This is a genomic window from Microbacterium sp. LMI12-1-1.1 (assembly GCF_040676455.1).
In the GTDB taxonomy this organism is placed as follows: domain Bacteria; phylum Actinomycetota; class Actinomycetes; order Actinomycetales; family Microbacteriaceae; genus Microbacterium.
Map to the genome: position 1 here is coordinate 508,274 of NZ_JBEGIA010000012.1, position 26,095 is coordinate 534,368.

13 protein-coding genes and 3 tRNA genes are annotated in these 26,095 nt (G+C 70.5%); 6 read left to right on the top strand and 10 right to left on the bottom strand.

Features of this window, described 5'->3' with window-relative positions; genetic code table 11:
- Window positions 1–180: 180 nt before the first annotated feature.
- A complete protein-coding gene (locus tag MRBLMI12_RS10910) occupies window positions 181–3,936 on the top strand; it encodes a LamG-like jellyroll fold domain-containing protein (RefSeq protein ID WP_363356506.1) in 3,756 nt (1,251 codons plus the stop codon).
- A gap of 140 nt (window positions 3,937–4,076) precedes the next feature.
- Here the strand turns inward: MRBLMI12_RS10910 and MRBLMI12_RS10915 are convergent, their stop codons facing one another.
- Complete coding sequence (locus tag MRBLMI12_RS10915) at window positions 4,077–5,420, bottom strand: glycosyltransferase (protein WP_363356507.1); 1,344 nt, start codon at window positions 5,418–5,420, stop codon at window positions 4,077–4,079.
- Window positions 5,421–5,965: 545 nt separating this feature from the next.
- On the opposite strand from MRBLMI12_RS10915, the gene MRBLMI12_RS10920 reads away from it, so the two are divergent.
- Window positions 5,966–11,977 carry a DNRLRE domain-containing protein gene (locus MRBLMI12_RS10920; RefSeq protein ID WP_363356508.1) on the top strand — a complete coding sequence of 2,004 codons (6,012 nt, stop codon included), beginning with the start codon at window positions 5,966–5,968 and terminating at the stop codon, window positions 11,975–11,977.
- A gap of 67 nt (window positions 11,978–12,044) precedes the next feature.
- Entirely contained in the window at window positions 12,045–13,532 is a 1,488-nt protein-coding gene (locus MRBLMI12_RS10925; protein ID WP_363356509.1) for a glycerophosphodiester phosphodiesterase, read from the top strand.
- A gap of 226 nt (window positions 13,533–13,758) precedes the next feature.
- On the opposite strand, the gene MRBLMI12_RS10930 is transcribed toward MRBLMI12_RS10925, so the two are convergent.
- Window positions 13,759–15,324 (bottom strand): sugar transferase, encoded by a 1,566-nt coding sequence (locus MRBLMI12_RS10930; protein ID WP_349425923.1) that lies wholly within the window; start codon window positions 15,322–15,324, stop codon window positions 13,759–13,761.
- Between the two features lie 257 nt (window positions 15,325–15,581).
- Window positions 15,582–16,742, bottom strand: coding sequence for a polysaccharide deacetylase family protein (locus MRBLMI12_RS10935; protein ID WP_363356510.1), 1,161 nt, complete (start codon window positions 16,740–16,742; stop codon window positions 15,582–15,584).
- 147 nt (window positions 16,743–16,889) lie between these two features.
- Between MRBLMI12_RS10935 and MRBLMI12_RS10940 the strand changes: the two genes are divergently transcribed.
- Together MRBLMI12_RS10940 and MRBLMI12_RS10945 are read left to right on the top strand one after the other, a co-directional pair.
- Entirely contained in the window at window positions 16,890–17,255 is a 366-nt protein-coding gene (locus MRBLMI12_RS10940; protein ID WP_363356511.1) for a hypothetical protein, read from the top strand.
- An 85-nt stretch (window positions 17,256–17,340) separates the two neighbouring features.
- Window positions 17,341–17,853, top strand: a complete 513-nt coding sequence (locus MRBLMI12_RS10945) for a glycine cleavage system protein R (RefSeq protein WP_349425927.1) — start codon at window positions 17,341–17,343, stop codon at window positions 17,851–17,853.
- A gap of 185 nt (window positions 17,854–18,038) precedes the next feature.
- Here the strand turns inward: MRBLMI12_RS10945 and MRBLMI12_RS10950 are convergent, their stop codons facing one another.
- The 4 genes from MRBLMI12_RS10950 to MRBLMI12_RS10965 form a co-directional block, all read right to left on the bottom strand.
- Window positions 18,039–20,003, bottom strand: a complete 1,965-nt coding sequence (locus MRBLMI12_RS10950) for a phosphatase PAP2 family protein (protein WP_363356512.1) — start codon at window positions 20,001–20,003, stop codon at window positions 18,039–18,041.
- 178 nt (window positions 20,004–20,181) lie between these two features.
- Window positions 20,182–24,162, bottom strand: a complete 3,981-nt coding sequence (locus MRBLMI12_RS10955) for an SCO7613 C-terminal domain-containing membrane protein (protein WP_363356513.1) — start codon at window positions 24,160–24,162, stop codon at window positions 20,182–20,184.
- A complete protein-coding gene (locus tag MRBLMI12_RS10960) occupies window positions 24,159–24,404 on the bottom strand; it encodes a helix-turn-helix domain-containing protein (protein ID WP_349425929.1) in 246 nt (81 codons plus the stop codon). The genes MRBLMI12_RS10955 and MRBLMI12_RS10960 overlap by 4 nt, the downstream gene beginning before the upstream one ends.
- The gene (locus tag MRBLMI12_RS10965; protein WP_363357046.1) at window positions 24,404–24,880 is read right to left on the bottom strand and encodes a DUF2975 domain-containing protein; all 477 of its coding nucleotides are present in this window, start codon (window positions 24,878–24,880) and stop codon (window positions 24,404–24,406) included. Before MRBLMI12_RS10965 ends, MRBLMI12_RS10960 begins: the two co-directional genes overlap by 1 nt.
- A 142-nt stretch (window positions 24,881–25,022) precedes the next feature.
- Between MRBLMI12_RS10965 and MRBLMI12_RS10970 the strand changes: the two genes are divergently transcribed.
- Complete coding sequence (locus MRBLMI12_RS10970) at window positions 25,023–25,586, top strand: dihydrofolate reductase family protein (protein WP_363356514.1); 564 nt, start codon at window positions 25,023–25,025, stop codon at window positions 25,584–25,586.
- A 39-nt stretch (window positions 25,587–25,625) separates the two neighbouring features.
- On the opposite strand, the gene MRBLMI12_RS10975 is transcribed toward MRBLMI12_RS10970, so the two are convergent.
- From MRBLMI12_RS10975 to MRBLMI12_RS10985, 3 genes are all read right to left on the bottom strand, one after another.
- Window positions 25,626–25,698, bottom strand: a tRNA-Phe gene (locus MRBLMI12_RS10975).
- A gap of 77 nt (window positions 25,699–25,775) precedes the next feature.
- A tRNA-Asp gene (locus tag MRBLMI12_RS10980) sits at window positions 25,776–25,849 on the bottom strand.
- 20 nt (window positions 25,850–25,869) lie between these two features.
- A tRNA-Glu gene (locus tag MRBLMI12_RS10985) sits at window positions 25,870–25,942 on the bottom strand.
- Between the last annotated feature and the right edge of the window lie 153 nt (window positions 25,943–26,095).

A 26,095-nucleotide genomic window follows, 5' to 3' on the forward strand; every position in this document is an offset into this window, starting at 1 on the left:
CCTGACGTCTGACGCATGGTCGTGTAAACTCCTCGGTCAAGCGTACTGGCAAGTTGCACCCGACGATGATGCCGAAATCGCAGCGACAGCACGTGTGCCCGCGGACGGGAGCCTGTGGGCGACCGGTGATCCACTGGGGATGTGCGACACCGGTCTCGAATTCTGGGAATCGGGGTTGACGTGCGTACTCGCATCTTCGCGAGCCTCGCCGCTGTTGCGGCGCTCGCGATCGGATTGATCGCTCTACCACCTGCCGAAGAGGCGAAAGCCCTCTCGCCTGATCTGCCGTTCAGCGCCGATGCGCTGCCGACCTGGCAGACCAACGGCGTGGTCTGGCAGGTCGGTATATCCCGCGGCAGGGCAGTCGTCGGGGGGACCTTCAGCCAGATCCGCCCGGGCGCAGGACAGTCAGGCGCTGCGAGAAGTCTGCAGAGCCTGGCCATCCTGAACGCCGCGACAGGGGAGCCGGACGCGTGTCAGCTGCCGGTCGCCTTCAGCGGCGGTACGGCAGCGGTCTACGCGGTGAAGGCGGCGCCTGACGGCAACACGGTCTTCATCGGCGGCCAGTTCACGAGCGTGGGCGGCGTCGCGGTGAGCCGGCTCGCGGAGATCAACGTCGCCACCTGCACGGTCACGCCGTTCCGGGTGAGCGGCATCTCCAGCTATGTGCTCGAGATCGAGCCGGCCGCCGACGCGGTCTACTTCGGTGGCGTCTTCCAGACGGTCGGCGGGCAGAGCAGGCGCAGCTTCGCGAAGGTCAACCGCGCAGGAGCCCTGCAGACGGCTTTCGTCGCCAACGCCTCCGGCGTGACGGAGGAGCTCTACAGCACCACGGTCGTGCCCAACAAGAATGCCCGCGGGGATGCGCTCCAGCTCTCGCCGGACGGCACCAGGCTTGCGATCGGGGGCGACTGGTTCGACATCAACGGATCGGCATCCCACAGCTTCGCCGTCGTCGATTCGACGACGGGAGCGGTGTTGCGCACGTGGCCGGCCAACACGGTCGGCAACACTTCGCGGACGAAGATGATCAGCTCCGACGGGACGCGCTTCTTCGTGGCGCAGGAGGGATTCGCCGGGTTCGACGGCGCCCTCGCCTACAACTGGTCCGATTACAGCCAGGCGTGGCGCGACAACTGCGCCGGCGCCACACAGGCGATCGTCCCGTATCAGGGACTGCTGTTCGAGGCGCACCATCGCCATGACTGCTCGGCGATGGGGATGTTCCCGGACGGGCGGCGCACCTTCCTCTCGGTGAGTCACGCCACTGACCCGACGCAGCTGCAGATCGGCTGGCTTCCGGAACTGAACGACGGCACCGGCGAAGGCATCGGCCCGCGCTCGATCGCGATCGGACCGGGCACGAACGGCACGCCGTACCTGTGGGTCGGTGGGGAGTTCACCCGCGTCAACGGCGCCAACCAGCAGGGCGTGACGCGATTCAGCCCGACGGATACGGGCGCCCCGGCGGTCCCGGCTCTCGCGGCACGCGCCATCACCCCGAACGCGGTCCAGGTCAACATCCGAGGTATCTACGATCCGGACGATTCCGACATCACGTACGCCGTCTATCGCGGGAACAACACGACGACTCCCGTCTGGACCGGCGTGGCCCAGTCGAAGCACTGGTATCGCTTCCAGGCCACCTTCGTGGATACGGATGTCACACCCGGAACGAGCTACACGTATCGCGTGCGCGCGATCGACCGGGCGAACAATCAGAGCGCCCTGTCGGGGACGGCGACGGTCACGGCATCGGCGACAGGGTCCGTCTACGCATCCACGGTCATCGCCGATCAGCCACGGCTCTTCTATCGCTACGACGACACGGCGAACGCGCAGTGGGTCGTGGACAGCGCCGGCCCGACGGTCGTCGGGCTCAACGGCCTCGCGCAGAACGGCGTGAACCGCACCGCAGCGGGGGCGATCCCCAACGACGCGAGCCGCAGTGCGACGTTCACCGACACGCAGCCGAACGGGTTGCCGCAGTACATCTGGAACGACGTCATCGCGCCCGGACCCACCGTGTACTCGGTGGAGACGTGGCTCCGTACGACGTCGACCACGGGTGGGGCGCTCGCCAACTACGGATCGTCGACGGGGCGCCCTCGTTCGGACAACGGGACCGATCGCGTCAGCGGGACGGTCGACCGCGTGGTGTACATGGAGAACGGGACCGGGTTCCTGCGGTTCGGCGTGCGCGCCGGGTTCGGAACGACGACGCTGCGGAGCCTCGCGGCGGTCAACGACGGGCAGTGGCACCACGTGGTCGGCACCCAGGGGCCGGGCGGCATGCGGCTGTATGTCGACGGAGTCCTTCAGGCGCAGAACGCCACGACGGGCAGCGGCACCTACAACGGCACGTGGCACGTCGGCGGTGACACCCTCAACGGCTACCCGAGCGCCGGCAACGCCCTGGTGAACCGCTACTTCGACGGCCAGCTGGACGAGACGGCGGTGTACTACCAGGCGCTGTCGCCACAGCAGGTGCAGAACCACTTCAGCGTCGGGACGGGCTTCGTCGACGCGGTGATTCCGAGCACGCCCCAAGGGGTGGGTGCCTCGTTCGACGGAGCGAACGTCGACGTGACCTGGACCGCCTCGACCGACAACGTCGGCGTCGCGGGTTACCGGGTCTATCGCGGCACGACCGCCGGGTTCACCCCCGCGGCCGACACGCTCCGCGGGACGGTCGCGGGCACGACGTTCGAAGACGTCGCACCGCCTCCTGGCACCTTCTACTACAAGGTCGTCGCCTTCGACGGCGCCGGCAACGCGAGCGCGGCCTCCGCGGCCTCCGCTCCCGTCACTGTCGTCGACGGTGTGGCGCCGAGCGTACCGACGGGAGTGAACGCCGTCGCGGCGGGCCAGGCGGCCGACGTCTCCTGGACGGCCTCGACAGACAATGCCGGGGTGACGGGCTATGCGCTGTACCGGGGCTCGGATGCGGGCTTCGTGCCGAGCATGGAGACCCTCATCCAGCCGAACATCGCCGGCACCTCGTATCACGACACGCCGCTCTCGGAGGGCACGTGGTACTACAAGGTGACCGCTCGCGACGCCGCCGGGAACGTCTCCGGTGCGTCGAACGCGGCATCCGTCGTCATCGTGGCTCCCGACAACACGCCGCCGAGCGTGCCCGGGGGACTGACGGCCACCGTCGAGGGCGCCAACAACGTCACCCTGAACTGGAGTGCCTCGACGGACAACGTCGGGGTCACCGGATACCTCGTCTATCGAGGCACGACGGCCGGCTTCACCGCGAACGACGCTTCTCGGATCGGCGACGTGATGGAGACGACCTTCACCGACAGCGCTCGGCCGCAGGGCACGTGGTTCTACAAGGTGGCCGCGAGGGATGGATCGTCGAACGTGAGTGCGGCCTCGGCCGCCGCGAGCGCCACGGTGACCAATCCACCGGCTCCACCCACGACGCAGACGATCGTGACGACCGCCGACTCGATGGCCGCGGCCATCAACCCGGCCTTCGCCTATGGAGCCACCAACCAGATATCGTCGCGCTTCAACACCACGATCGAGTCCTTCCTGCGGTTCGACCTGCCGGCAGCGCCGGCCGGGCAGGTGCTCACTTCGGCGACGATCTCGCTGCGGACGTCCAACGATTCGACGGCCGGATCGACCGACATCCACGAGTTCCGGCTCGTCAGCGGCACGTGGCAGGAGGGCACGATCACCTGGAACAACCGTCCTACCAGCGTGGGCGCGGCTGTCCTCGGGCAGCTCACGGGAGCGACGGCGGTGAACAGTCCCTACATCGCCAACCTGTCCGCCGCCGACCTCGGACCGTTGGCCGGCACATCGGTCACGCTGCGACTGTCCAGTCCGGCGGGCAGCGACAACGTGCGGCTGTGGTCTCGTGAGGCGACGCCAGTGGACTATCGACCGACGCTGACGCTGACGTACACGACACCCTGAGCGGGGGAGAGGCGACGGCGGAGCGAGCGCTCCGCCGCCGGCTCGGCCGTGGGCGACCCGCGGGCCGCCGGCCGGTGGAAGGACGCCGCGTCCGGGTCCGTCGTCCGGTGGAAGGACGCCGCGTCCGGGTCCGTCGTCCGTCAGTGGTGGAGGACCGGGCGGTGCCCGCGGCTCCGCGAGCCGGCGAGTGCGCCGGCCGACGCGCGCCGACCCGACACCATCGCCGCCTGGATCGTCGCCTCGAAGGAGGCGACGGCGGCGTCGACGCCGAGATGCGCATCCCGATAGCTCTGCGCGGCGCGGCCGAACGCCCGTGCGGCGACGGGGTCAGCCGCAAGCCGCTCGGCGGCGTCGACCAGTGCGTCCGGGTCGCCCGCAGGGACGCACGGACCGGCTCCGGCGGCGCAGACCTCGTCGTGAGTGATGCTCGACGGGTCGACCGCGGCGATCACCGGAAGCCCTGTGGCGAAGTACGTCGTCAGCTTGCTGGGGACGGCCATCTCGGTGACACCCGGGCGCTCGTTGACCAGGAGGATGTCGGCTGAGGCCAGCGCACGCTCGAAGGCGCCGTCCGGCAGCGGATCGAGGAACTGCAGTCGTGAGCATGACGCCATCGCCTCGAGCGCGTGGCGCTGGTTCCCGTCGCCCAGCAGGACGAACTTCACGTGGGATCCGCGGCGAGCCGCCTCGAGGGAGGCATGGACGACGTTGTCGAGTCCCTGCTTCGCCCCGATGTTGCCGGCATGCAGCACGACGACGTCATCGTCCGCCCAGCCGAGCTGCCGGCGGAGCACGCTGTCCCGTCCGGCGCCGTCCGTTCTCACGTGCGACCAGTTCCGCACGACGTCGACGGGCGTGGCGACCGACAGGTCCTCCTGGAGCACCCGGCGGAATCGGTCATGGATCGCCACGACCCGGTCGGCGGAGTTCACCAGCCCGTGCTCGAGCGCGGCGATCCCCGCCGCGCCATGCGACACGGCACCTGTCTCCCGCGCGCCGAGCGTGTAGATGTCCTGTACCCACACGATCGTCGGTACGCCCGTCAATGCAGCACGGACGGCGGCCAGCCGGGAGGAGATCATCGCGGGGCTGACCAGTACGACGGCATCCGGGCGGTGCCAACCGGCGAAGGTCGCCCTGAGCCCGAAGGTCAGCTCCGAGAGCGCCCGATGGAGCATGGTGTGACGTCGAGGCACGTAGTGGCGCAGTCGCGTGACGTCGACCAGATCCCGCGTCTCGGTGCGGGTCCAGCCGCCGTAGCCGTCCTGAACCTTCCACCACGGATAGTGCGGATGCGTGGTGATGACCCGCACGCGCCATCCTCGCGCCGCGAGGGCGCGCGCCATGCCCTCCGTGTAGGGCGCGATGCCCGTCGGTTCGGGTGCGTAGTTGATGCCGACGAAGAGCACTCCGGGCGCTGTTCGACGTCTCGTCGCACCCCCCGACGCGGCGGCGCTCGCAGCCGTCGTCGACGGTCGCGGCATCTTCGCCGTCTCCGGCGACGCCGATACGCGTGACGATCGGGCGCCGAGGCGCCATTCCCCAGCCATACTTCCCCCCAGCGGGCGCGCGACGACATCGTCACGACGCATCTCGGAGAGCGCTCCCCAGCGCGGTCCATCGGCCGTCGGTTTCGGGTTCAACGGCCGTCAGCGTCCCTCGCCTGCCGGCGCGGAACGCGGTCTCTTCGGCCGTCGGTTTCGGGTTCAACGGCCGTCAGCGTCCCTCGCCTGCCGGTGAGGGACGTTCTCGGGCACACCATACAACGCAACCGCGTCGCGCGGAATAGCCGGTCCGAACGCGACGCATCCACTCGGCGTTCCGTCGGAGGCGCGGGCCCCGTCACGCGCCAGAGCCCCCGCGCTGCAGATCCCTGGAGACAAAGCCGGAACGGAGGCGTACAGTGTGCCTTGCATCGTCCCGAATGCCGAGAGACGCACTGGGAAGCGTCCGAGCTCGACGACTGGGAACCCGGCGGTGCTTCTGGGATGGCCCACGGATACGTCTGTGGGCGTTGGGGGTGTGACCGATGGTCTCACGTGTCTGGGCAGGTGTCGTCGTAGCCTCGGCGCTCGTGGTCGGCCTTGTCGCGGTCACGCCGCCCGAACCGGCTGCAGCTCTCTCGCCCGGCGTTCAGTTCAGCGCCGACGAGCTGCCGACATGGCAGACGAACGGAACGGTGTACGCGCTCGCGCAATCGGCCGGCAAGGTCGTGGCGGGGGGCACGTTCAGCGAGCTGCGTCCGCCCGAAGGAGGTTCGGGTTCGCCGGTCGCCGTGAACGCCCTCGCGATCCTCGACGCCGAGACAGGCAGCGCCGACGCGTGCCAGCTGAGTCTCTCGCTGGCCGGGGGAACACCGGCGGTCTATGCGGCCATCGCGGCGCCCGACGGCAACACCGTCTACATCGGCGGGAACTTCTCGAACGTCGGTGGTGTGTCCACGGGGCGTATCGCCCAGATCGACGTCCGCACGTGCACCGTCACGGGCTTCCGGCCACCCAGCATCTCCTCGATCGTGCACACCATCGCCGTGAAGGGCACGACGATGTACTTCGGCGGTATGTTCCTCACGGTGGGCGGCGAGGCACGCCAGCGGTTCGCCGCCGTCGATGTCACGACCGGGGCGCTGCTTCCGTGGACGGCAAACGTCGACGACATCGGCCGAGGGATCGGCGTCTCGCCTGACGGCTCCAAGGTCGCGATCGGCGGAGACTTCTTCTCGGTCAACGGCGCGTACTCGCACTCGATCGCCATCGTCGACGCGGTCACGGGTGCGAACATCCGCACCTATCCGGCCGGGTTCATTGCGAACACCTCGGTGACCAAGCACATCTTCAGCGCAGACGACGGCAGGTTCTACATCTCGAACGAGGGCAGCGGCGGCGGTGTCTTCGACGGGCGCGCGGCGTTCTCGTGGGCGACGGGCGACCAGCTCTGGCGCGACACGTGCCTCGGCGCCACCCAGATGACCGTGCAGCACCAGACGACCCTCTACTCCGTGAGCCACGGTCATGACTGCGCTTCGGTGAATGCGCAGCAGGACGGCACGCGTCACTACTTCCTCGCGCAGAGCGCGGTCGACGGGTCGCACTTCGCGTGGGATCCCAAGTCCAACGACGGCATCGGCGAGAACATCGGCCCGCGCGCGCTCGTCATCGCGACCGGCAGGTCGACCGGGCAGCAGTTCATGTGGAGCGGCGGCGACTTCACCACGATCAACGGTGCGCCGCAGGACCACCTGACGCGCTTCGGGACCACCGACACCGGCAATCCGCCGGCGCCGACGGTGTCGGCGGTCGCTCAGAGCAGCGGGTCGATCGACGTCCGGATCCGCACCTCGATCGACGACGACGACTCGAACCTCACGTATCAGGTCTTCCGCAACAACTCCTCGAGCCCGATCTGGAGCGGCGCCTCGTCATCGGTGTGGTGGAACCGCCCGCAGGTGACGTTCGTCGACACGGATGTGGTCGCGGGACAGACCTACACCTACCGGGTGCGAGCGACCGACGGCACGAACAGCTCGGTGCTCTCGCAGGTGGCGACCGCCACCGCGGTCGCACCCGCGGCCGATTACGCGGCATCCGTCCGTTCCGACGCGCCCGCGATCTACTGGCAGGGGAACACGACGGGTTCGTGGGTACAGGACGGCTCCGCCGCGACGACGAACACCAGCCGCCAGCCGGGCGTGCTCGAGAACGGCGCGGCGGTCTCGGCCGATACCCCCGTCGCCGGCGACCCCAGCGGATCACTCGTCTTCGACGGGGCCAACGACTACGTCTGGCACCAGGGACTGGCCCCCGCGCCGACGACCTACAGCGTCGAGACGTGGATCAGGACGACGACCACTCGAGGCGGCAAGATCGTCGGATTCGGAAGCGGGCGCCCCCGCACCGACACAGGGGCGACCGTGCTCAGCGGCAGCTACGACCGGCACCTCTACATGACCAACACGGGCCGCGTCGTCTTCGGCGCATACACCGGCTCGACGGTGACCCTGACCTCGCTCAGTGCGCTGAACGACGGGTCGTGGCACCACGTCGTGGGCACGCAGGGCGCGAGCGGGATGGCGCTGTACGTCGACGGCGTCCGCGTGGCGCAGAATTCGAACGCGGTCGCCCAGTCCTACCACGGGGTGTGGCACGTCGGCGGAGACAACCTCTCCAGCTGGCCGAACCGCCCGACGAGCAACTTCTTCGCGGGCACGATCGACGAGACCGCCGTCTACTCGTCGGCACTCGGCGCGGGCGACGTGGCCGACCACTATGAGGCGGCGGGCCGAGAACTCGATCTCAACCACGCTCCCGCCGACGCCTACGGCACTCGCGTCTTCGCCGCAGACCCGACGCTCTACTGGCGCCTCGGTGACGCATCCGGCACCACTGCCGCCGACGCCGCCCGCTTCGGCACCTATCCGGGGGTGTACCGGAACGGCGTCACCAAGGGCCAGCCGGGCATCATCCCGGGCGACACGGCGGTGACGACCCCCGGCACACAGCAGGGCACGGTCGCCACGCAGGCCACGCTCACGCCCTCGGCGGCCTTCACCGGCGAGATCTGGTTCAACACCACGACCGCCGGCGGCAAGCTGTTCGGATTCGAGAACGCACAGACCGGCAACGGCACGAACTACGACAAGCATCTGTACATGACCGCGGGCGGCAATCTCGTCTTCGGTTCGTGGGTCGGCTCGGCGGCGGTCGTGACCAGCCCGCTCGGCTACGCCGACGGCGACTGGCACAGCGCGGTGGGAGTCTTGGACTCCTCCGGCCGGAAGCTCTACGTCGATGGCGTGCTCGTCGCCCAGAGCAGCGTCACCGGCGCGGATACGACGAGCGGGTACTGGCGCATCGGCGGCGGCAACCTCGGCAGCTGGCCCGGCGCGACTTCGAACTCGTACTTCCGCGGGGCGCTGGACGAGTTCGCCGTGTACAACGGCGGCCTGAGTGCCAACGAGATCGCCCGCCACTACGCGCTCGGGGTGCAGGACGCCGCATCCCCGAGCACGCCCTCCGGCCTCACCGCCACCCACGGCTCCGGCGGGGTGGACGTGTCGTGGGCGGCATCCACAGACAGCACCGGCGTGCTGGAATACCGCGTCTACCGGAGCACGTCGGCCGACTTCACGCCCGACGCCGATTCGTTCCTCGCGACAACGGCGACGACCTCGTACCACGAGGACGCCCCCGCGCTGGGCACGTACTACTACCGGGTGACCGCGGTCGACGGCGCCGAGAACGAGAGCCTGCCGTCGGCGCCCAGGCAGCTCCTCGTCACCGACATCGACGCCCCCACGGCACCCGCCAGCCCGGCCGCGACGCAGGCGGGGGCGAATGGCGCGACCGTCACATGGGCGCCGTCCGCGGACAACGTCGATGTGATCGACTACATGGTCTACCGGGGGGATGCCCCGGGCTTCTCGATCGCCGACGGGACGCTGGTCGGCACCGTCAGCGGCACGTCGTTCAGCGAGAGCGGGCTCTCCGCGGGCTCGCACTACTATCGCGTCGTCGCGCGAGATGCGGCGGGCAACGTCAGTCAGCCCTCGGACACCGCGATGCTGACGATCGTCCCGCCGGATGTGACCGCCCCGAGTTCACCGGGAGGCTTCACGGCGACGCTGTCCAGCGGAACCACCGTGACGCTCTCGTGGAACCCCTCGACCGATGACCGCGGCGTCAGCTCCTACGTGCTGTACCGGAGCCTCGTGGCGGACTTCACGCCGAGCGCGGGCAACCGCATCGCGGAGGTCACGACGCCGGGGCACGTGGACACGGGGCGTGCCGCCGGCACGTGGTACTACCGAGTGACCGCACAGGATGCCGCGGGCAACGTCAGCGCCCCAGCGTCCGCCTCGGTGACCATCCAGCCGCCGTCGCAGGCGGTCGAGGTCACCCTCTCACCCACCGAGGACGCGATGGTGGCGCAGTCGGCTCCGACGACCCTGTACGGCTCGTCGAACCAGCTGTCGGCGCGGGGAACCAGCGGAACGATCGAGTCGTTCATCCGACTGCCGCTGCCGGCCGCGCCGGCCGGGACAGTGCTGACGAGCGCCGTGCTGTCGGTCCGGACATCGAACGACAGCACCGCCGCGACGACGGACTCTCCTCAGTTCCGGCTGGTGACAGGCGCCTGGACCGAGGACGCCGTCACGTGGAACAACCGCCCGACCACGACGGCGACCGGCGTGCTCGGCACTCTCACGGGCGCGACAGCGCTCAACGCCGCCTACACCGTCAGCCTCGGCGCCGACGGACTGTCCTCGTTCCTCGGGCAGACGGTCACCCTCCGGATGTCGGGCGCCAACAGCGACAACGTACGCCTGTGGTCCGCCGAGGCGGTGGCGGCCTACCGGCCCTCGCTGCGGCTGACGTTCACGCCCGCCTCCGGTCCTGACACGCAGGCACCGACGGTGCCGACGGGGCTGGCGACCTCCGTCGCCGGCAACGCGGATGTGACCGTCACCTGGTCGCCCGCGGCGGACAACGTCGGGGTCACCGGGTACACCGTGTATCGAGGGACGAGTGCGGGCTTCGCGCCGGACGCCTCCTCGAAGATCGCCGACGTGACCGCGCCGTCGTACACGGACAACGGCCGGACGCCGGGCGTCTGGTACTACAAGGTGACGGCGCGGGACGCGGAGAACAACGTGAGCGGTGCGTCGGCAAGCGTATACGCGACCATCCTCGCCAACGGCGGCACACCGGTCGAGATCACGGTGCCGATCACCGACGACGCCATGGTGGCGCAGTCGGCTCCGACGACGCTCTACGGCACGTCGAATCAACTGTCGTCGCGCGGGACCGGGGGTGCGATCGAGTCGTTCCTCGCCGTCCCGCTTCCGGCCGCTCCCGCGGGCACTGCGCTCACGGGCGCCGTCCTCTCGGTGCGGACGTCGACCGACGGCACGGCGGCCTCCGTGGACGCGCACGAGTTCCGTCTCATGTCCGGAGCGTGGACCGAAGCCACCGTGAACTGGAACAACAGGCCGCTGACGGCGACGTCGGGGGCACTGGGCAGCCTCACCGGCGCGACGGCCACGAACACCCCCTACACGGTCGCGCTGACCACGGGCCCGCTCGCATCGGCCCTCGGCCAGACCGTGACGCTCCGGATGTCGAGCGCGGGCGCCGACAACGTCCGGCTCTGGTCGGCGGAGGCGACATCGGCGACGTATCGGCCGTCTGTGAGACTCACCTTCACACCCGTCGCCGGCCCCGATACGGAGGCGCCTTCGGTGCCCACGGGTCTGGTCGCGTCCGTCGCCGGCAACGCCGACGTCGGGCTCGCATGGAACGCATCCACCGACAACAGCGGTGTGACCGGCTACACGGTCTACCGCGGGACCACTGCGGACTTCGCCGCCGACCCGTCGTCGCGGCTGTCCGACGTCACCGCTTCCTCCTATACCGACAACGGGCGCCCGACGGGCACTTGGTATTACCGGGTGACCGCGCGCGATGCCGCCGGCAACGTGAGCGCGGCTTCGTCCGCCGTCTCGGCGACCATCGCTCCGCCGGTCGTGCCGCCCGTCGTGCAGGCGATCGTGACCAGCGCCGACACGATGGCCGCGGCGAGCAACGCTGCGGCGACGTACGGCACGACCAACCAGCTGTCGTCCCGCTTCAGCACGGGGATCGAGTCGTTCCTGTCGTTCGCCCTCCCTGCCGCACCGGCAGGGATGCAGCTGACGTCCGCCTCGCTGTCGGTGCGAACGTCCACGGACTCCACAGCGGCCTCCGCGAACGCACATGTCTTCCACCTGATGACCGGGCCATGGGACGAGGCGACCCTGACGTGGAACACGCGTCTCACTCAGACCTCGTCCGGAGTGATCGGGGAGCTGACGGGGGCCGGCGCCACCAACACCGCCTACACGGTGAGCATCCAGGCAGCCGACCTCGCGGGGCTGTCGGGTCAGACGATCACGATGCGGATGTCGAGCACGGCCGGGACGGACAACGTGCGTATCTGGTCGCGAGAGGCCACCAACGCGTCGTATCGCCCCACGCTGACGCTCACCTACACAGCGGTGCCGTAGAGCACCCAGATCGCCGAGAGGAGCGCCTCGGCGGCCGAGGCGCCCGCGAACAACGGGAGGTGACGCGATGGCCACGTCTCCGATATCGCGTCGTGTCTTCCTCATCGGCGGGCTGTCGACCGTGGTCCTGGCCGGCTGCTCGGCGCCGCCCCCGGCGAACAGGAACCCGTCCGAGACGATCCCCGCCGCTCCCTCTCCTTCGGGCGTTCCGTCGCCCTCGCGCGCACCCATCCCGTTCGACGTCCGCGAGCTCATCGGCCGGCCGAGGTTCTACGTCGGTCATCGCGGCAGCGGCGACAACTGGCCGGAGCACACTCTCGCCGCCTATCGGAACTCGCTGCAGGCGGGCGCCGAGGCGATCGAGATCTCGGTGTGCGCGACGTCGGACGGCGTGCTGATCTGTCACCACGATCTGTCAGGCGAACGGGTGCTGGGCGTCGACAGGAAGATCGCCGACATGACGTGGAGCGAGGTGAGCGCCCTGTCTGTGGACGCCCGGAGCTGGCTGGGCGTCGACACCCCGCTCGAGCCTGTCTCGAGGCTCGAGGACGTCCTGCGTGAGATCGGCCCGGACACGCTGGTGTTCATCGAGGACAAGCAGGGCACGAACACACGTCCGCTCCTGGACCTCCTCGATGCTCAACCCCGGGCGAGGGAGCGCTTCGTCTGGAAGCAGTGGGCGCCGGCCTCACAGGTGCGCGCTGCGAAAGAGCGAGGCTACTGCGCGTGGGGATACTTCGACGTGGAGCAGATCGACCGCCTGGACGAGTTCGCGACGACTTTCGACATCCTGGGCGTGCCGGTGACGATGCCGGACGACGTGATCAGGCGCGTCGTGGCCACGGGGGTCCCGGTGATGTGCTGGGAGGTGCGGTTCCACGACGACGTGGAACGGCTCGCGGGCCTCGGGGTCGCCGGGCTGATGTGCTCCAACGTGGGCTACCTCGTCGACGGCAGCCCTGCCGACCGGGACGCTTTCGCGACCGGCCGACGAGCACCCGGCGACCTTCCTACGGCGATCGCCACCCTCGGCTGGTCTTCTCAGCCCTCGTTCGTCCCGGACCGGGCAGCCCTGCGCATCCAGCGGATGGACCCGACCAGCTATCTGATGGGTTCACTGGCCGTTCCGGGAGCGCAGCTGAGCCGTCTGGACATGACGATCGTCTGGCCGGATGCCGTCCCTCCGCGCGGCGCTGCCGGCGCGGTGTTCGCCTTGACCGGCGACGCGCCGGGAGGGCAGGGCGGGCGGGGCGACGCCGACGGCTATCAGTTCTCGCTTCACGCCGACGGGACGATCGCACTCGCTCGCTGCGAGCGCGGTGTCACCGGATCCGACCTGGCGACGGGCACGGTCGACGCGCCGACCGCAGGCGACCCGGTGCGGATTCGGATCGACGTGTCCGACGACCGGGTGCGCGCCACCGCCGACGGTGGTGAGCCGATAGAGGCCGAGCTCGCTGAGCCCGACGGCAGGGGGCCCTGGATCCGCCTGTTCAAGGATTACGCGTCGAACGAGGCGGTCGAGTTCTCCCAGGTGCGAGTGGTGTCGAGCTAGCTGACCGCCCCACGTATTCCATTATCGGAATGTACGGCTCGCACCGTCTCCGTCCGCCCGGGCGTCGGTCCCAAGGACCCGCGGTCACGCCCGCTTGGGGAACGGGCGTCCACCGGTGACGCCAGCGCCAGTGTGCACCTGACGGGCAGCGGCGGGTGACGACCGCGGGTCCAGCTGTTGGCGGCCGGCGACGCCATTGTCGCCGGCCAAGTCTTCTGGGGGAGCATCAGTAGGCCCCCTTCGGTGCCATCATGACCTTCGCCGTGCGCCACATGATCATGACGTCCGTGGCGATCGACCAGTTCTCGACGTAGCGCAGGTCCAGTCGAACGCTGTCGGCCCATGTGAGGTCGCTGCGACCGCTGATCTGCCAGAGCCCCGTGATACCGGGCTTGATGTAGAGCCGGCGGTACACGCTGCCGTCGTACGACGTCACCTCGTTCGGAAGCGGCGGGCGCGGGCCCACGATGCTCATGTCACCGCGCAGCACGTTGACGAACTGCGGCAGCTCGTCGATCGAGAACCTGCGCAGGATCGCGCCCACTCGCGTCACCCGCGGGTCGCGCTTCACCTTGAACAGCGGCCCCGCGCCGTCGTTCTGGGCGAGCAGCTCAGCGCGCCGCTCCTCGGCATCGACCACCATGGTGCGGAATTTGAGCATCGAGAACTGACGGCCGTCGCGACCCACCCGCAGCTGGTGGAACAGCACAGGGCCGCGCGAGTCGAGTTTGATGGCGACGGCCACGAACGGCGCGATGAGCGCGATCGGCAGGAGGGCGAGGAGTGAGAGCACCACATCCATCCCCCGCTTGATGGCGTGGATGCCGCCCTCGAACTCGGGGATCTTCACCTGCACGAGCGGCAGCCCGTCGAGGGGCCGCAGCGACAATCGGGGTCCTGCCACGTCGGTGAGCCGGTTGCACAGCACGAGCTCGGCCGCGCTGCCCTCCAGCTCCCAGCCCAGCCGCCGCACGAAGTCGCGGTCGTCGTCCGGCGTGCTCGCGACGACGATGGTGTCGGCGCCGGCCTCGCGACCGTAGGCCGCCGTGAAGCGGATCGACCCGATCACCGGGTAGAGATGATCCTCGATGTCGATCGGCTCGAACACGCCGTCCGTCGTCGTCGCTCCGATCACGAGGAAGGCGTGATGAGGGTCGTGCACGAGCTTCTCGATGACGTACTCGACGTCGTCGCGCGTGCCCGCGACGAGGACCCGTGATACGCATTCGCCGCGCTCGCGCTCGTGGATGAGCCACCTGCGCCAGAGCCAGCGGCTCAGCACCAGGGCGACGAGCCCGACGGGCAGCGCGATGATGAGCTGCGCGCGCAGTCCGGGCAGCTGCGCCAGGATGAAGACAACCGACAGGATGCCGAACGCGAAGCCTGTCGCATGCCCGAGGCGCATGTACTCGGCGGCTCCCGCGCCGAGCACGGAGGGTTCCCGCGTACGGGCGAGCGCCAGGAGCGTCATCCACGCGCAGATGACGAAGAGTCCGATGCGGGCGGGTCCGGCGAGCTGTGCGATGGGCACGCCGGCTGCGGCCTCGAAGACGATGGCCGCGGCGGCGGCCGCGGTGATGCAGACCGCATCGGTCGCGATCAGCCGTCGCCGGTAGCGCCTCTCCCAGAGGTGGCGGCGCTCCAGCGACGGCTGCGCGCGAGGGGCGATCGCGTCGGGGAGGACATCCAGAAGTGGGCGCGTCGGAGTTGGGCGTCGGAGGAGCGTTCGGGTCACTCCTCCGGCGCCCGTCGGCGCCGCTTCGATCGCGGTCGGCTTCAGACCGCGGTCCACCGCGCGCACGATGACGCGTCCCTAGCAGACATGTACTTCCCCAGAAGCCCGCACGACGGCACGCCGAACAGGCCATACAACCCCAATGCGCAGACCCGGCCGGGTTGTCGGGTCGTGGGGTCGTTCGATTCGGGTTCGAACTCCCCCTGCGCCCTGTAAATGTACTGCGGCAGCCCGTCGATCGGAAGACTTTGCCCCCGAAAAACTTGACAAGACCAAATCGAAACCTGTAATGCGCCGTGTGCCGCAGCTTCGCTTCAGCCGATCAGGTTCACCAGCGCGTCGAGCCCCATGCCGTAGTTGATGCGCACCGTCGGCAGCGCGAGCTTGTCGGTTCCGATCGTGACGTAGCCGGGCTCGATGGTGCGCGCCATCTCCCAGCCGGCCTGCCGGAGCCCCTCTTTTGCGGTGTCGTTGTAGTGACCGAAGGGATACGCCACGATCTCCTTCACGCCGAGCACGCCGGCGGACGCCTCCATGTCGGCGACGATCTCGGGCACCCCGAGGTTGGTGATGAGACCATCGCCGTTGGCGCCCGCGCGGTGCATGTCGTGGGTGTGCGACCGGCGCAGCACGTACATGTTCGGCGGGGGATCCTGGCGGTACGCCGTGATCATGAACGATGTGGCGAGCACCTTGTACGTGTCTATGACGGGCACCGCCAGGTCGAACCACGTCTGGTCGGCGTCGTCGTCGGTGACGATCACCGAATGGTTCGGCAGGAACAGCCGTCCGTCGATGAAGGCCGACAGCTCATCCCAGGTCGGCAGGTAGAACCCCGTGGTCGCGATGTGGTTCATATGCGCATCGAAGTCGCCGATGTACGCGTAATTGCCCCGCAGCCACCCGCTCTCGCCCTCGGGATTCGCGGTGAACTGGTGGTACATGAGGATCGGGATGCGTGCGTCTTCGGCGGCGTTCTGCTCGGGGCTCATCCACGCGCCGTGCAGCGTCACCCGCCGATCGGTGCAGACGACGGGCTCGGAGCCGTTGACGCGTCCGGGAATGGCGAGCGCCGCGGCATCCTCCGGCGTCGCGTACCAGCCGGCGAACACGAGTCCCTCCCGCGAGGGGATCGGCAGCGCGGCATAGAGCGTGCCCTGCGTCTGGAGCATCGGTGCGTCGGCCACCCCCTCGCCTGCGAAGCTGACGGCGCAGGCCGCGGGGTCCGGCGCGCTCGCCAGCAGCTGCTCCTCCGGAGTGAGCGGGGTCGGGACGGGGGTGGGTGTCGCCGCCGCGGTGGCGCTGGGCGCGGCATCCGCCTGCCGGTCTCCGGCGGCCGCGCGTGCGAACCCGATCGCGGCCACCGTGCCGCCGATCACGGCGAGCACGACGACGGCGCCCGCGATGCCCGCGAACACGCGGCGCCGACGTCGCCGCGCGGAGGGCCGCGCGGGATCCGTGCCGAAACTGGTCATGCGACTCCCCGAGTCCGGACCGCGCATCCCCACGTGCGATCTCTGCTCGGATGCTACCGGGATGCGGCCGCCGATCGCCCGACCCGCGCGCGGGTTGTGGATGAACCGTGTGCCACGACGGCGACGCGTTCGCTACGCTCGGGTCCCATGCTGCCTGCCGACTGGATCGAGTACCGGCGTTCCGACAGCGAGATCCTGGGATGGATGCTCGCCGAGGGCGACGGCTTCCGCGTGTTCGACCTGCTGGGCCGCGAACGGACGCCCGACGGCGCCGGCCCGCTCGAGTGGCTCGCCGCCGAGGAGCTGCTCGACGAGCTCGGCATCGGCTACCTGGCCGACCGGTGGACCCTGCACTTCCCCGACGGCAGCGAACGCCCGGTGCGGATCGCCGAGGCCAGCGCCCGGGGAGTCACCGTCGTCGCCGACGAGTTCGGCGCGGCCTCCGCCGTCGGCGGTGACCCGGAACGGTTCCGCCTGTCCTTCCCGGTGATCGACGAGCTCTCCCCCCGCTGATCCCATCCCGGCCGGAGCCGCCCGCCGCCGGCAGCGCTGAGACATTCCGGTCCGCCGAGCCGGGCCGCATGGGTACAGTGTCCGCATGACGACGCTCGTGCTCACCGTGGTCGGCGACGACCGGTCCGGACTGGTCGCGGCGGTCGCCGACGTCGTCGGCAACCACGGCGGCAACTGGGAGAACAGCCAGCTGGCGGAGCTGTCCGGCGCCTTCGCTGGCATCATCGAGGTATCGGTGCCGGCCGAGCGGGCCGACGAGCTGCGCGCGGCGCTGACCGTGCTCGACGGCCTGCTGAAGGTCGCGGTGCACACCGGAACGGTGGAGCCGCCGCTCGGTACGGCGCGGCCGCTCACGATGCAGGTGATCGGGAACGACCGTCCGGGCATCGTCCGCGACATCTCGTCGGTGCTGGGCGCCCACGGCGTGAGCATCGACAAGCTGACCACTCACACCGCGGATGCCGCGATGTACGGCGGGCGCCTCTTCGAGGCGACGGTCGTCGCCCGGGTTCCGGCATCCGTCGACCTCGACGACCTCACGAGCGAGCTCGAGCGCCTGGCGACCGAGATCCAGGTCGACGTCACCCTCGACACCTGAGCGGCGCGGCGCGCTGCGGCCGAGCCGTTGGGGCCGCTCAGCTGTCACAAACGGTGGGTCGGCGCCACGATTCGTGACAGGCGAGCAGCGCTTGAGCCCGCGGCTCGATCGCAACGTGTGCACGGCCCTGCCCCTCGGTCTCGAGGGGCAGGGCCGGTTCGCAACGGCTGCCGGCGGGCGCGCGATCAGACGATCGCGCGACCCGGACGTGCCGGCGCGAGGCTGAGCGGCAGGTCGAGCCCGCTTGCCGTCCCGGCATCCGGACGGGAGCCGTGGGACTGCTCGGCCACGAGGTAGACGCCGTCCTTGCGGTAGTCGAGCTCGTAGGCCGCGCTGTCGGCAGCACCGGTGACGACGAGCGCCGAGAACCGTCCGCTCGAGCGATCGTGCGCGATGACGCGCACGCCGTCCGCGGAGGCGGCCAGACTGCTCAGGTCCACCTCGAGCGTGCCGGCGTAGTGCGCCGCGCCGCCCACGCTGAGAGCCGGGGCCGTCCCACTCTCCTGCGTGAGCCGCAGCGTGCCGTCGCGGCGCTGGCTGTATGCCGCGCCGATGTGGACGGTCTCTCCCGCGCCGTCGACGAGATCGCCGGAGCGCACCTCCACCGGGCCCGTCCCCAGTGAGTCGGGGTGGCCTGCGACCACGTCGCCTCCCGCGACAAGCACTCCGCCCTCGAAGGAGTTGTCCCCGGCCAGCGTGAGGGCACCGGAACCGCCCTTCGTCAGCCCACCGGCGCCGTCGATGTCGTTGAGCCACACGTCGCCTGCCGAGAATCCGCCGGCCGCGGCATCCATCGTCACATCCACGTCGCGGTCCAGCGTGCCGTAGCCGTGGACGGCGGAGTACAGATCGATGCGCCCCCAGCCCTCGGCGTCGTCGGTCAGGGGCAGACCGGAGTCGAGGGCGGTCGAGTACAGCACCCATCGCAGCTGCTCGTCGCTGAGGTAGGGGAATCGCGAACGCAGCAGCGATTCCGCACCCGCGGGCACATGCGCCGGCTCTCCGGTCGCCCCCACCGGCGTGAGGCCGGCGGTCGTGAGCTCACGGTAACGCGCGAGATCGGCCTGGTACGCGTCGCGATCGGCATCCGACATGGTGTCGAGCGCGAGCAGCGACTGCGCGTCCGTGCGCGCCTGTGCGATCAACGGTGCATTCGCGGGATCCTCGAGGGTCGCACCCGCGAGGCCCGTCGCGAGGATGCGCCCTCCGATCACATCGAGCGGCGAGTGCATTCCCGCGACCATGCGGCTGCGGCCCAGCTCGGCGGCAGTCATGAGCAGCTCGTCGTAGTGCTCCGGAGCCGAGGATGCGAGTCCCAGGCCTGCGAGGAAGGCGGCGTTGGTGTGGCCGCTGGGGAACCCGCCGTCGGTGATGGCATTCTCTTCCGGAACGAGGCGCACCACGAGCTCCGGCACCACCGAGACGTCGTCGCTCCAGCGGAACGGACGCATGTACTGGTAGAACATCTTGGCGTTGTTCGAGGACGCGTACTGTCCTCGCAGTGTGTCGACGAGCCGAACGGCGGATCCCAGGGCCGAGTCGGCATCGGCCCAGACGCCGTTCGCGTTGCCGGCATCGCTGTACGCCACCTCGAGCGCGTCGGCGGGGACCTCGGTGATCGTCGTGCCCGCTCCCGTGAGGGAGGCGAAAGCCGCGGCGTCCTCTCCCAGCCCGGCGATCATGGAGTAGCTCTGGTGGCGGCGGTCGTCGATCCACGCCTCTGCGCTCTCAGCGTCCGTGCGGTTCTGGGTGAGGCGCTCGACGACGCCTATGTTCTCCGCGTGCAGCTGCGCATCGAGCACGGTGCCGTCGTTCCACGATGCGCCCGGCGTGAAGTACTCGAGCATGGGCGCGAGGACGCCGATGGCCGGGTTCGTGTCGGGCGTCGTGTAGGCATTGGTGTTCTGCCGGTACGTGTCCGCGAACGTGCCGTACGCGCCTCGCTGCGGCTCGATCGCACTCGCGGGAGTGAAGGCCCGCGGGTCGCCGGAACCGGCCTGGCGTGCGGAATCCGACCGGTCAGCGGTGGTCGTCGTGCCGGCCTGGGCCGTCGCCGGTGCCAGGACGAGCGCGGTCACCATCGCGCACGCGACGGCGGTCGTGCCTGCTCTCCGATCGAGGCGAGGTCTGCGGGGGGTGGCGTTCACCACGTCAACTCCTTTGTTCGACAGATCCCGTGGCGCACGACGGCGCACCGAAGCGACGCCCGACGCAGTCTTCACGGGGGAGGGAGATGCGACCGCGTCGTCCTGCCTCGGCAGGTTGCTTCCGTCAACCTAACCGTGCTTTGTCCTTATGTGCAATAGTCCTGACAAATGCTGCGATTCGTCATGCCAGATCGCGCAACCGGGCCGCGAGCCCGGTGTCGTCGCCCGCCCGCCGCTCGTAGCCGACGGCGATGATGAGCAGCACCGCACCGACCACCGACAGCGTGATCCACCAGGGCATGGCGTCGATGCCGCGCCCGATCTGCACCATGAACGCCAGCATGTTCTCGATCGGGAGCACGACGATCCCGATCACGAACGGCGCGGCGAGGCGCTGCGTGGCGCCGACGAGGATCGCGACGAGGGCGATCGCCATGACGAGGATCGCCCGCCACGTGCGCGGGTCGGTGTAGGTGGCGGCGACCGAGGCGCTCAGCATCGTGACGAGCCCGGGCGCGAGCAGCGGCCACGAACCGCTCCAGCCCGCCGGCCACGCCTCCAGCCTGCGACCCGGCGGGTCGACGGCCGGCCGACGGAGCGCCAGCGCACCCGCCGCGAGGAGGAAGAGGCCGAGGGGCAGCGAGAACCACTCGACCCGGAGGTCGCGCGGGCTCCACGCGACCACGGCCGTCACGAACGACACGGCGAACAGGAACGGCACCGGTGGCAGCCCCGTCGGCCCGCGCAGCCCGCGCGCGGCGACGGCGACCATGAGGGCGAGGAAGCCGAGCAGCAGCCCCCACATCGTCCAGACGACGAACCAGTCGCGCTCGATCGCCGGCCAGGTCGCCACGCCGACGATCAGCACCGCGGGCGCACCGAGCCACCGCGTGCGGGCGAGAGTCGTCCCCTCAGCGGCGTGCCGGTGCAGACCGCGTGCGGCGCTCGCCGCAGCACCGGCACCGAGCAGCCCGAACGCGAGGGCCGCGAGGATCGCCGGATCCGTCGGCGCCGGATCGAGGCCGATGCCCCAGCGAAGCCCCTGGACGGCGGCCGCTGCGGCGGCGACGATCGCGACGGCGAGCGTCGGAACGCGCAGAACGCGCAGGCGCCGAATCCGTGGGGCGGACGCTCGCGAGACGATGACGGACGCCGCCACCAGCGCCCACGCGGCGCTCACGAGTCCCACGGCCCGGCCGGGAGCGACGGCGTCGGCAGCGAACGCCGGCAGGGCGGCATCCGTCCCATCGAGGGCGAGTGCGAGGACCACGGGGACGACCGCTGTCGCGAGTCCGGCGGCGTACAGGCCGGCCGCAGGGCGACCGCGCGCGGTCAGCAGCGCGCCGACGACCGCGGCGCCGAGGGCGGGCGGCAGCAGGTAGGGCTCGAGACCGGTGACGCCGACGATGCCCCAGGCACTCCAGAGGGCGCCGGTGAATGCCGCGCCGGCGAGCGGCCACGCGTAGCGGCGCGGCGCGCTGAGCGCCGTCACGGCGAACCCGGTGCCGAGGATCACGAGCACCAGCAGGGTGGTGGGCAGCCCCGCCGACGTGCGCACCAGCGCGAGCGCGACGGCGATCGCGGCCGTCAGGAGAGCGGATGCCTCGACCGCGAGTCCGGCGGCGCGCGCCTGCGCCTGCGGCAGTCGCCGGCCCAGCGCGTCGCCGATCAGGTCGGCCGACGCCAGGACGCCCGCGACGATCGCCGCGATCACCGGGAGCACCACCGGCGACCCGCTCATGGGCAGCAGCTGCGCGCCGAGGCACACCGCCACGACGGCGACCGCGGGAACGAGCGTCGCCGCCGCCAGCGTGCGCACCACGACGCCGAGACCCGCGCGTGCGGTGGTGACCAGCGTCAGCGCGAGGCCGAAGATGACGGCGGTCGAGAGGGCGGTCCAGCCGCTGCGCTCGAACATCACCTGCAGCACGCCGATCGCGAAGGGCACCGCCGTCACGACGAGCACCGCGTGCCATTCCCGCGACGGGATGCGGCGCGCGAACGTCGTCGCGATGGCGACCGCACCGGCAGCGCAGGTGGTGAGGCACACCACGACGAGCGGATCGGCGCCCCCGCGGGCGAGCGCGGTCGCGAGCACGACGAGGGCATACCCGAAGCCGACGCCGACATGCACGAAACGGCCCGCGCGCGGCACGGTCAGCGCGAGCACGCCGATCGATGCGACGACCGCGGTCCCCGCCCACACCGTGAGGTCGTCGTCGCGCCACGACAGGACCGCGGCGAACACCACGGCAGCATGGGCTCCGGTCACGAGAGGCATGCGGGCTGCGGCCGAGGCATCGCGCAGCCCGGTGGTGACGACGGCACCCGCGCCGACGGCTGCGACGAGTGCGATCGCGACCCGCGCCCACACCTCGAGGCCGGGCAGCGACAGCACCGTCAGGAACGCGAGCACGGCGTACCAGGCGCCGAGGAACCCGAGCCATCGCGTGCCGAGCGGCTGCGGCATCGGCTCGCCACCGGCGCCCGTCGGCAGCGCGGCGGAGCGCGGCGGGGTCGTGCCGGCCTCTGTTCGGGGTGCACCCGGCGCGTGGGGCGCGCCGGGCGTTCGGGGCGTGCCCGGCGCGTACGGGGCGTGCGCATCGCGCCCCGGCTGAGCGTCGTGCGCCCCGAACCCGTGGGGGTCGACGGATGCCGCGCCCGTCGCCGCGCCGGCTTCGACGCCGCGGGACGCGGTGATCGCGGCGAACGAACCGAGTGACAGCGCCATCGCGGCGATACCGACGGTCAGCCCCGTCGCGCTGCCGGGCAGCAGGAACAAGCGGTCGGCGGACGGGCCGGCGAGAGCGCCGGCGATCGACAGGAACGCCGTGAGCGTCGGGATCACGGCGATCAGGGCGACCACGCCGACCGCGCCGGTGAAGAGGGCGCCGCGTGCGACCACGCGGTGCAGCGGGGCGATCGCGCCGACGGCGACGAGCCCGAGGCCGGCGGCCACCGGGAACGCCGCGAACCAGGTGCCCATCCCGAGCGAGGGCATCGCGATCGGCAGCACCGCCACGGCGCCGACCATCGCCGCACCCGCGACGCCGCTCCACACGCGCCCCGCCGGGTGCTGCGCCGAGGCGACCGCGATCGCCGCGATGGCCACGAGCGTCGCACTCGCGAGGTACGCGGTCGGGACGGCGGTGGCGGCATCCGTCGCCCACACTGCCGAGAGCGCGGCGACGGCGAACCCGAACTGCGCCACCGTCAGCGCCGTGCGCTCCGCGCTGAGCGGGTGGCGTATGCCCGCGCCGCGTCCGCCCCAGCCGATGCGAGAGGCGAGGGCGACCAGCGCGCCGGCGGCGGCCGCCGAGGCGAGGCATCCGGCCGTCGTCGCGAGCGCCGAGCCGGCACCCAGGCCGAAGAGGAGCGGCACGAATGCGAGAGCGAGCAGACCGGTCCAGAGCCAGGCACGGATGCCGGCGCGTGGGCCGAGCACTGCCAGCGCGCCGCCCGCGAGCAGCGTCGCGAGCGCGGTGAAGACCCAGCCGTTCGCATCCCGGGGGAGCAGGGGCAGCGCCGCGGTGATCGTGAGCGCCAGGAACACGATCCCGAGGGCTCCGATCGCCTCGGCGGAGAAGCGCAGGTGCCGGCGGGCGAGGAAGGCGGATCCGCCGAGGAAAGCGGCCGCGATGGCACCGACGATCGCTGCGCGCGGCCACGGGTCGGTGAGATCGGGATTGAAGAATGTGAACACCACCGCGGCGACGGCGACCAGCGCCGCACCGGCGACCGCGAGCACGGACTGCACCGTCGCGGAGGCCCGGGGGACGCCGGCGGTCGCGTCGACGCCGACGGCCGGAATGGGCGCCACACCCGGCGCGGCAGCCTCCGGTGATGTCTCCGCACGCGCTGCGGCGGAGCTGCCCGTCGCCGCCGTGACCTGGCTCAGCGGCACCTGCGCGAGCAGCGCCTGGCGGGCGCGCAGCGCGTCGGCGGCGTTCCGCGACGCGAGCCAGAGGTCGCGGCCGACGGCGCCGGCGAAGTCCGCACCGCACGCGGGGCACCGCTGCTCGGCGACGATCCCCGCGGCGCACACCGGGCAGCGGACGACGTCGAGCAGCTCCGCGATCGCGGTGTCGCTCCAGGCGTGCGTGCGCCGTTCGCTCACGCTCGCGCCGCTGACGCTCGCGCCGCTCACGCTCGCGCCGTTCACGCGTCGCCCTCCCGTGCGGCGATGGCGGCCGGATGGTCGTCGGGCACCCACTCCAGGATGTCGCCGGGCTGGCAGTCGAGCACCCGGCAGATGGCGTCGAGCGTCGTGAAGCGCACCGCCTTGGCGCGGCCGTTCTTCAGCACCGAGACGTTCGCGGGGGTGATGTCGATCGCGGCGGCGAAGTCGGTGACCGACATCTTCTTCTTCGCCAGCTGCACGTCGAGGTTGATGATGATCGGCATCAGACCACCTCCGAGAGGTCGTGCTCGAGCTGCGACGCCTTGCGCAGCAGTCCGCGCAGCACCACCAGCAGCAGCGACAGGCCGGCGCCGACCACGATGCCGAGCAGGCACAGCAGCACGATCGACGGCGATCCGGCCGGCGCGGTGATCAGGAACGCGAGGGTCGTGACGACCAGCACCGTGGCGAAGACGACAGCGGCCAGGCTCACGTCCACCCACACGAACGCGCGCGGCGTGAAGATGCTGTCGGCGCGCACGAGGGTCAGCAGCTGCCAGACGCAGACGAGCACCACCTGGGCGCAGAGGGTGAAGATCACGCCGATGACGATTCCCGGGACCTCCAGATACGCGAGGTACGGATACATCCCGGCCAGCGATCGCGCCATGCCGGGCAGCACTGCGACCTGGCACAGCAGCAGCAGTGCGATCAGCACCGCGATGAGTGCTTTGAGGACCACGATCGTTGTGGGGCGCATCACGAACCTATCGATAAACGGCAAGGACCTATCGAAAAACAATAGCTGCGGCATCCGTGTGCCGCGCAAGAGGGATTGCTGAGGATCGACTGGCAACGGGCGCGGGGTGGCCCGCGGAAGGCGCGCCGAGTAGCGTGCGGGCGTGGGCTCCGTGACGTACTTCAACTCCGCCTCGCTCGACGGCTACATCGCCGGACCCGACGGGCGGTGGGACTGGGCGACGCCCGATGCCGAGGTGCACGCGTTCGTGAACGAGCTCGTTGCGCCCGCGCGAACTCACCTCTACGGACGCAAGGTCTACGACGTGATGAAGGTGTGGGACGACCTGTCGCTCGAGGACCTGTCGCCGGCCGAGCGTGAGTTCGCGCTGCAGTGGCGCGACGCCGGCAAGATCGTCTACTCGAAGACGCTCGACGCGGTGACGACACGCCGCACCGAGCTGCGCACCGACTTCGATCCCGTGGCGGTGAGAGCGATGGCGGATGCCGCCGCCGGCCCGATCGCGATCGGCGGCGGGCAGCTGGCATCCGTGGCGGCGCGCGCCGGCGTCCTCGACGAGGTGCACGTGGTGATCGCGCCCGCGCACATCGGCGGCGGAGTCCGCTTCCTCGACGCCGGCCTGCGACTCGATCTGGAGCTCATCGGCGAGCGCCGCTTCGCGAACGGGTTCGTGTACCTCGGCTACCGCGTGCGGCGGGGGAAATGAAGAAACCCCCTCCATGTAGAAGCTAGGAGAGGGTTTCAGTGGCTCCGACCGGCATCGATCCGGTGACCTTTCGATTTTCAGTCGAACGCTCTACCAACTGAGCTACAGAGCCGCGCGGCATCTCTTATACAAGACCTGCCGCGTCCTAGACGAAAGGCCCTCTTCGAAAAAAGGGCCCGTCGCTCGGAGCGACCCTGACGGGACTTGAACCCGCGACCTCCGCCGTGACAGGGCGGCACGCTAACCAACTGCGCTACAGGGCCATGCTTTTGAATTATGGGAGTGACCCCAACGGGATTCGAACCCGTGCTACCGCCGTGAAAGGGCGGCGTCCTAGGCCGCTAAACGATGGGGCCGGGTGAACCCTGGGGCTCACTGCCGAGGACCAAGCATACGTAATCACTGGGCAAAACGCGAATCGAGGGCGTGGCGCCCTTGTGGATCCCGTCGCCCGGGCGCAGACTGACCGGGTGACCGCTGCCCGAGGCGGCGGCCGACATGCGCCACTG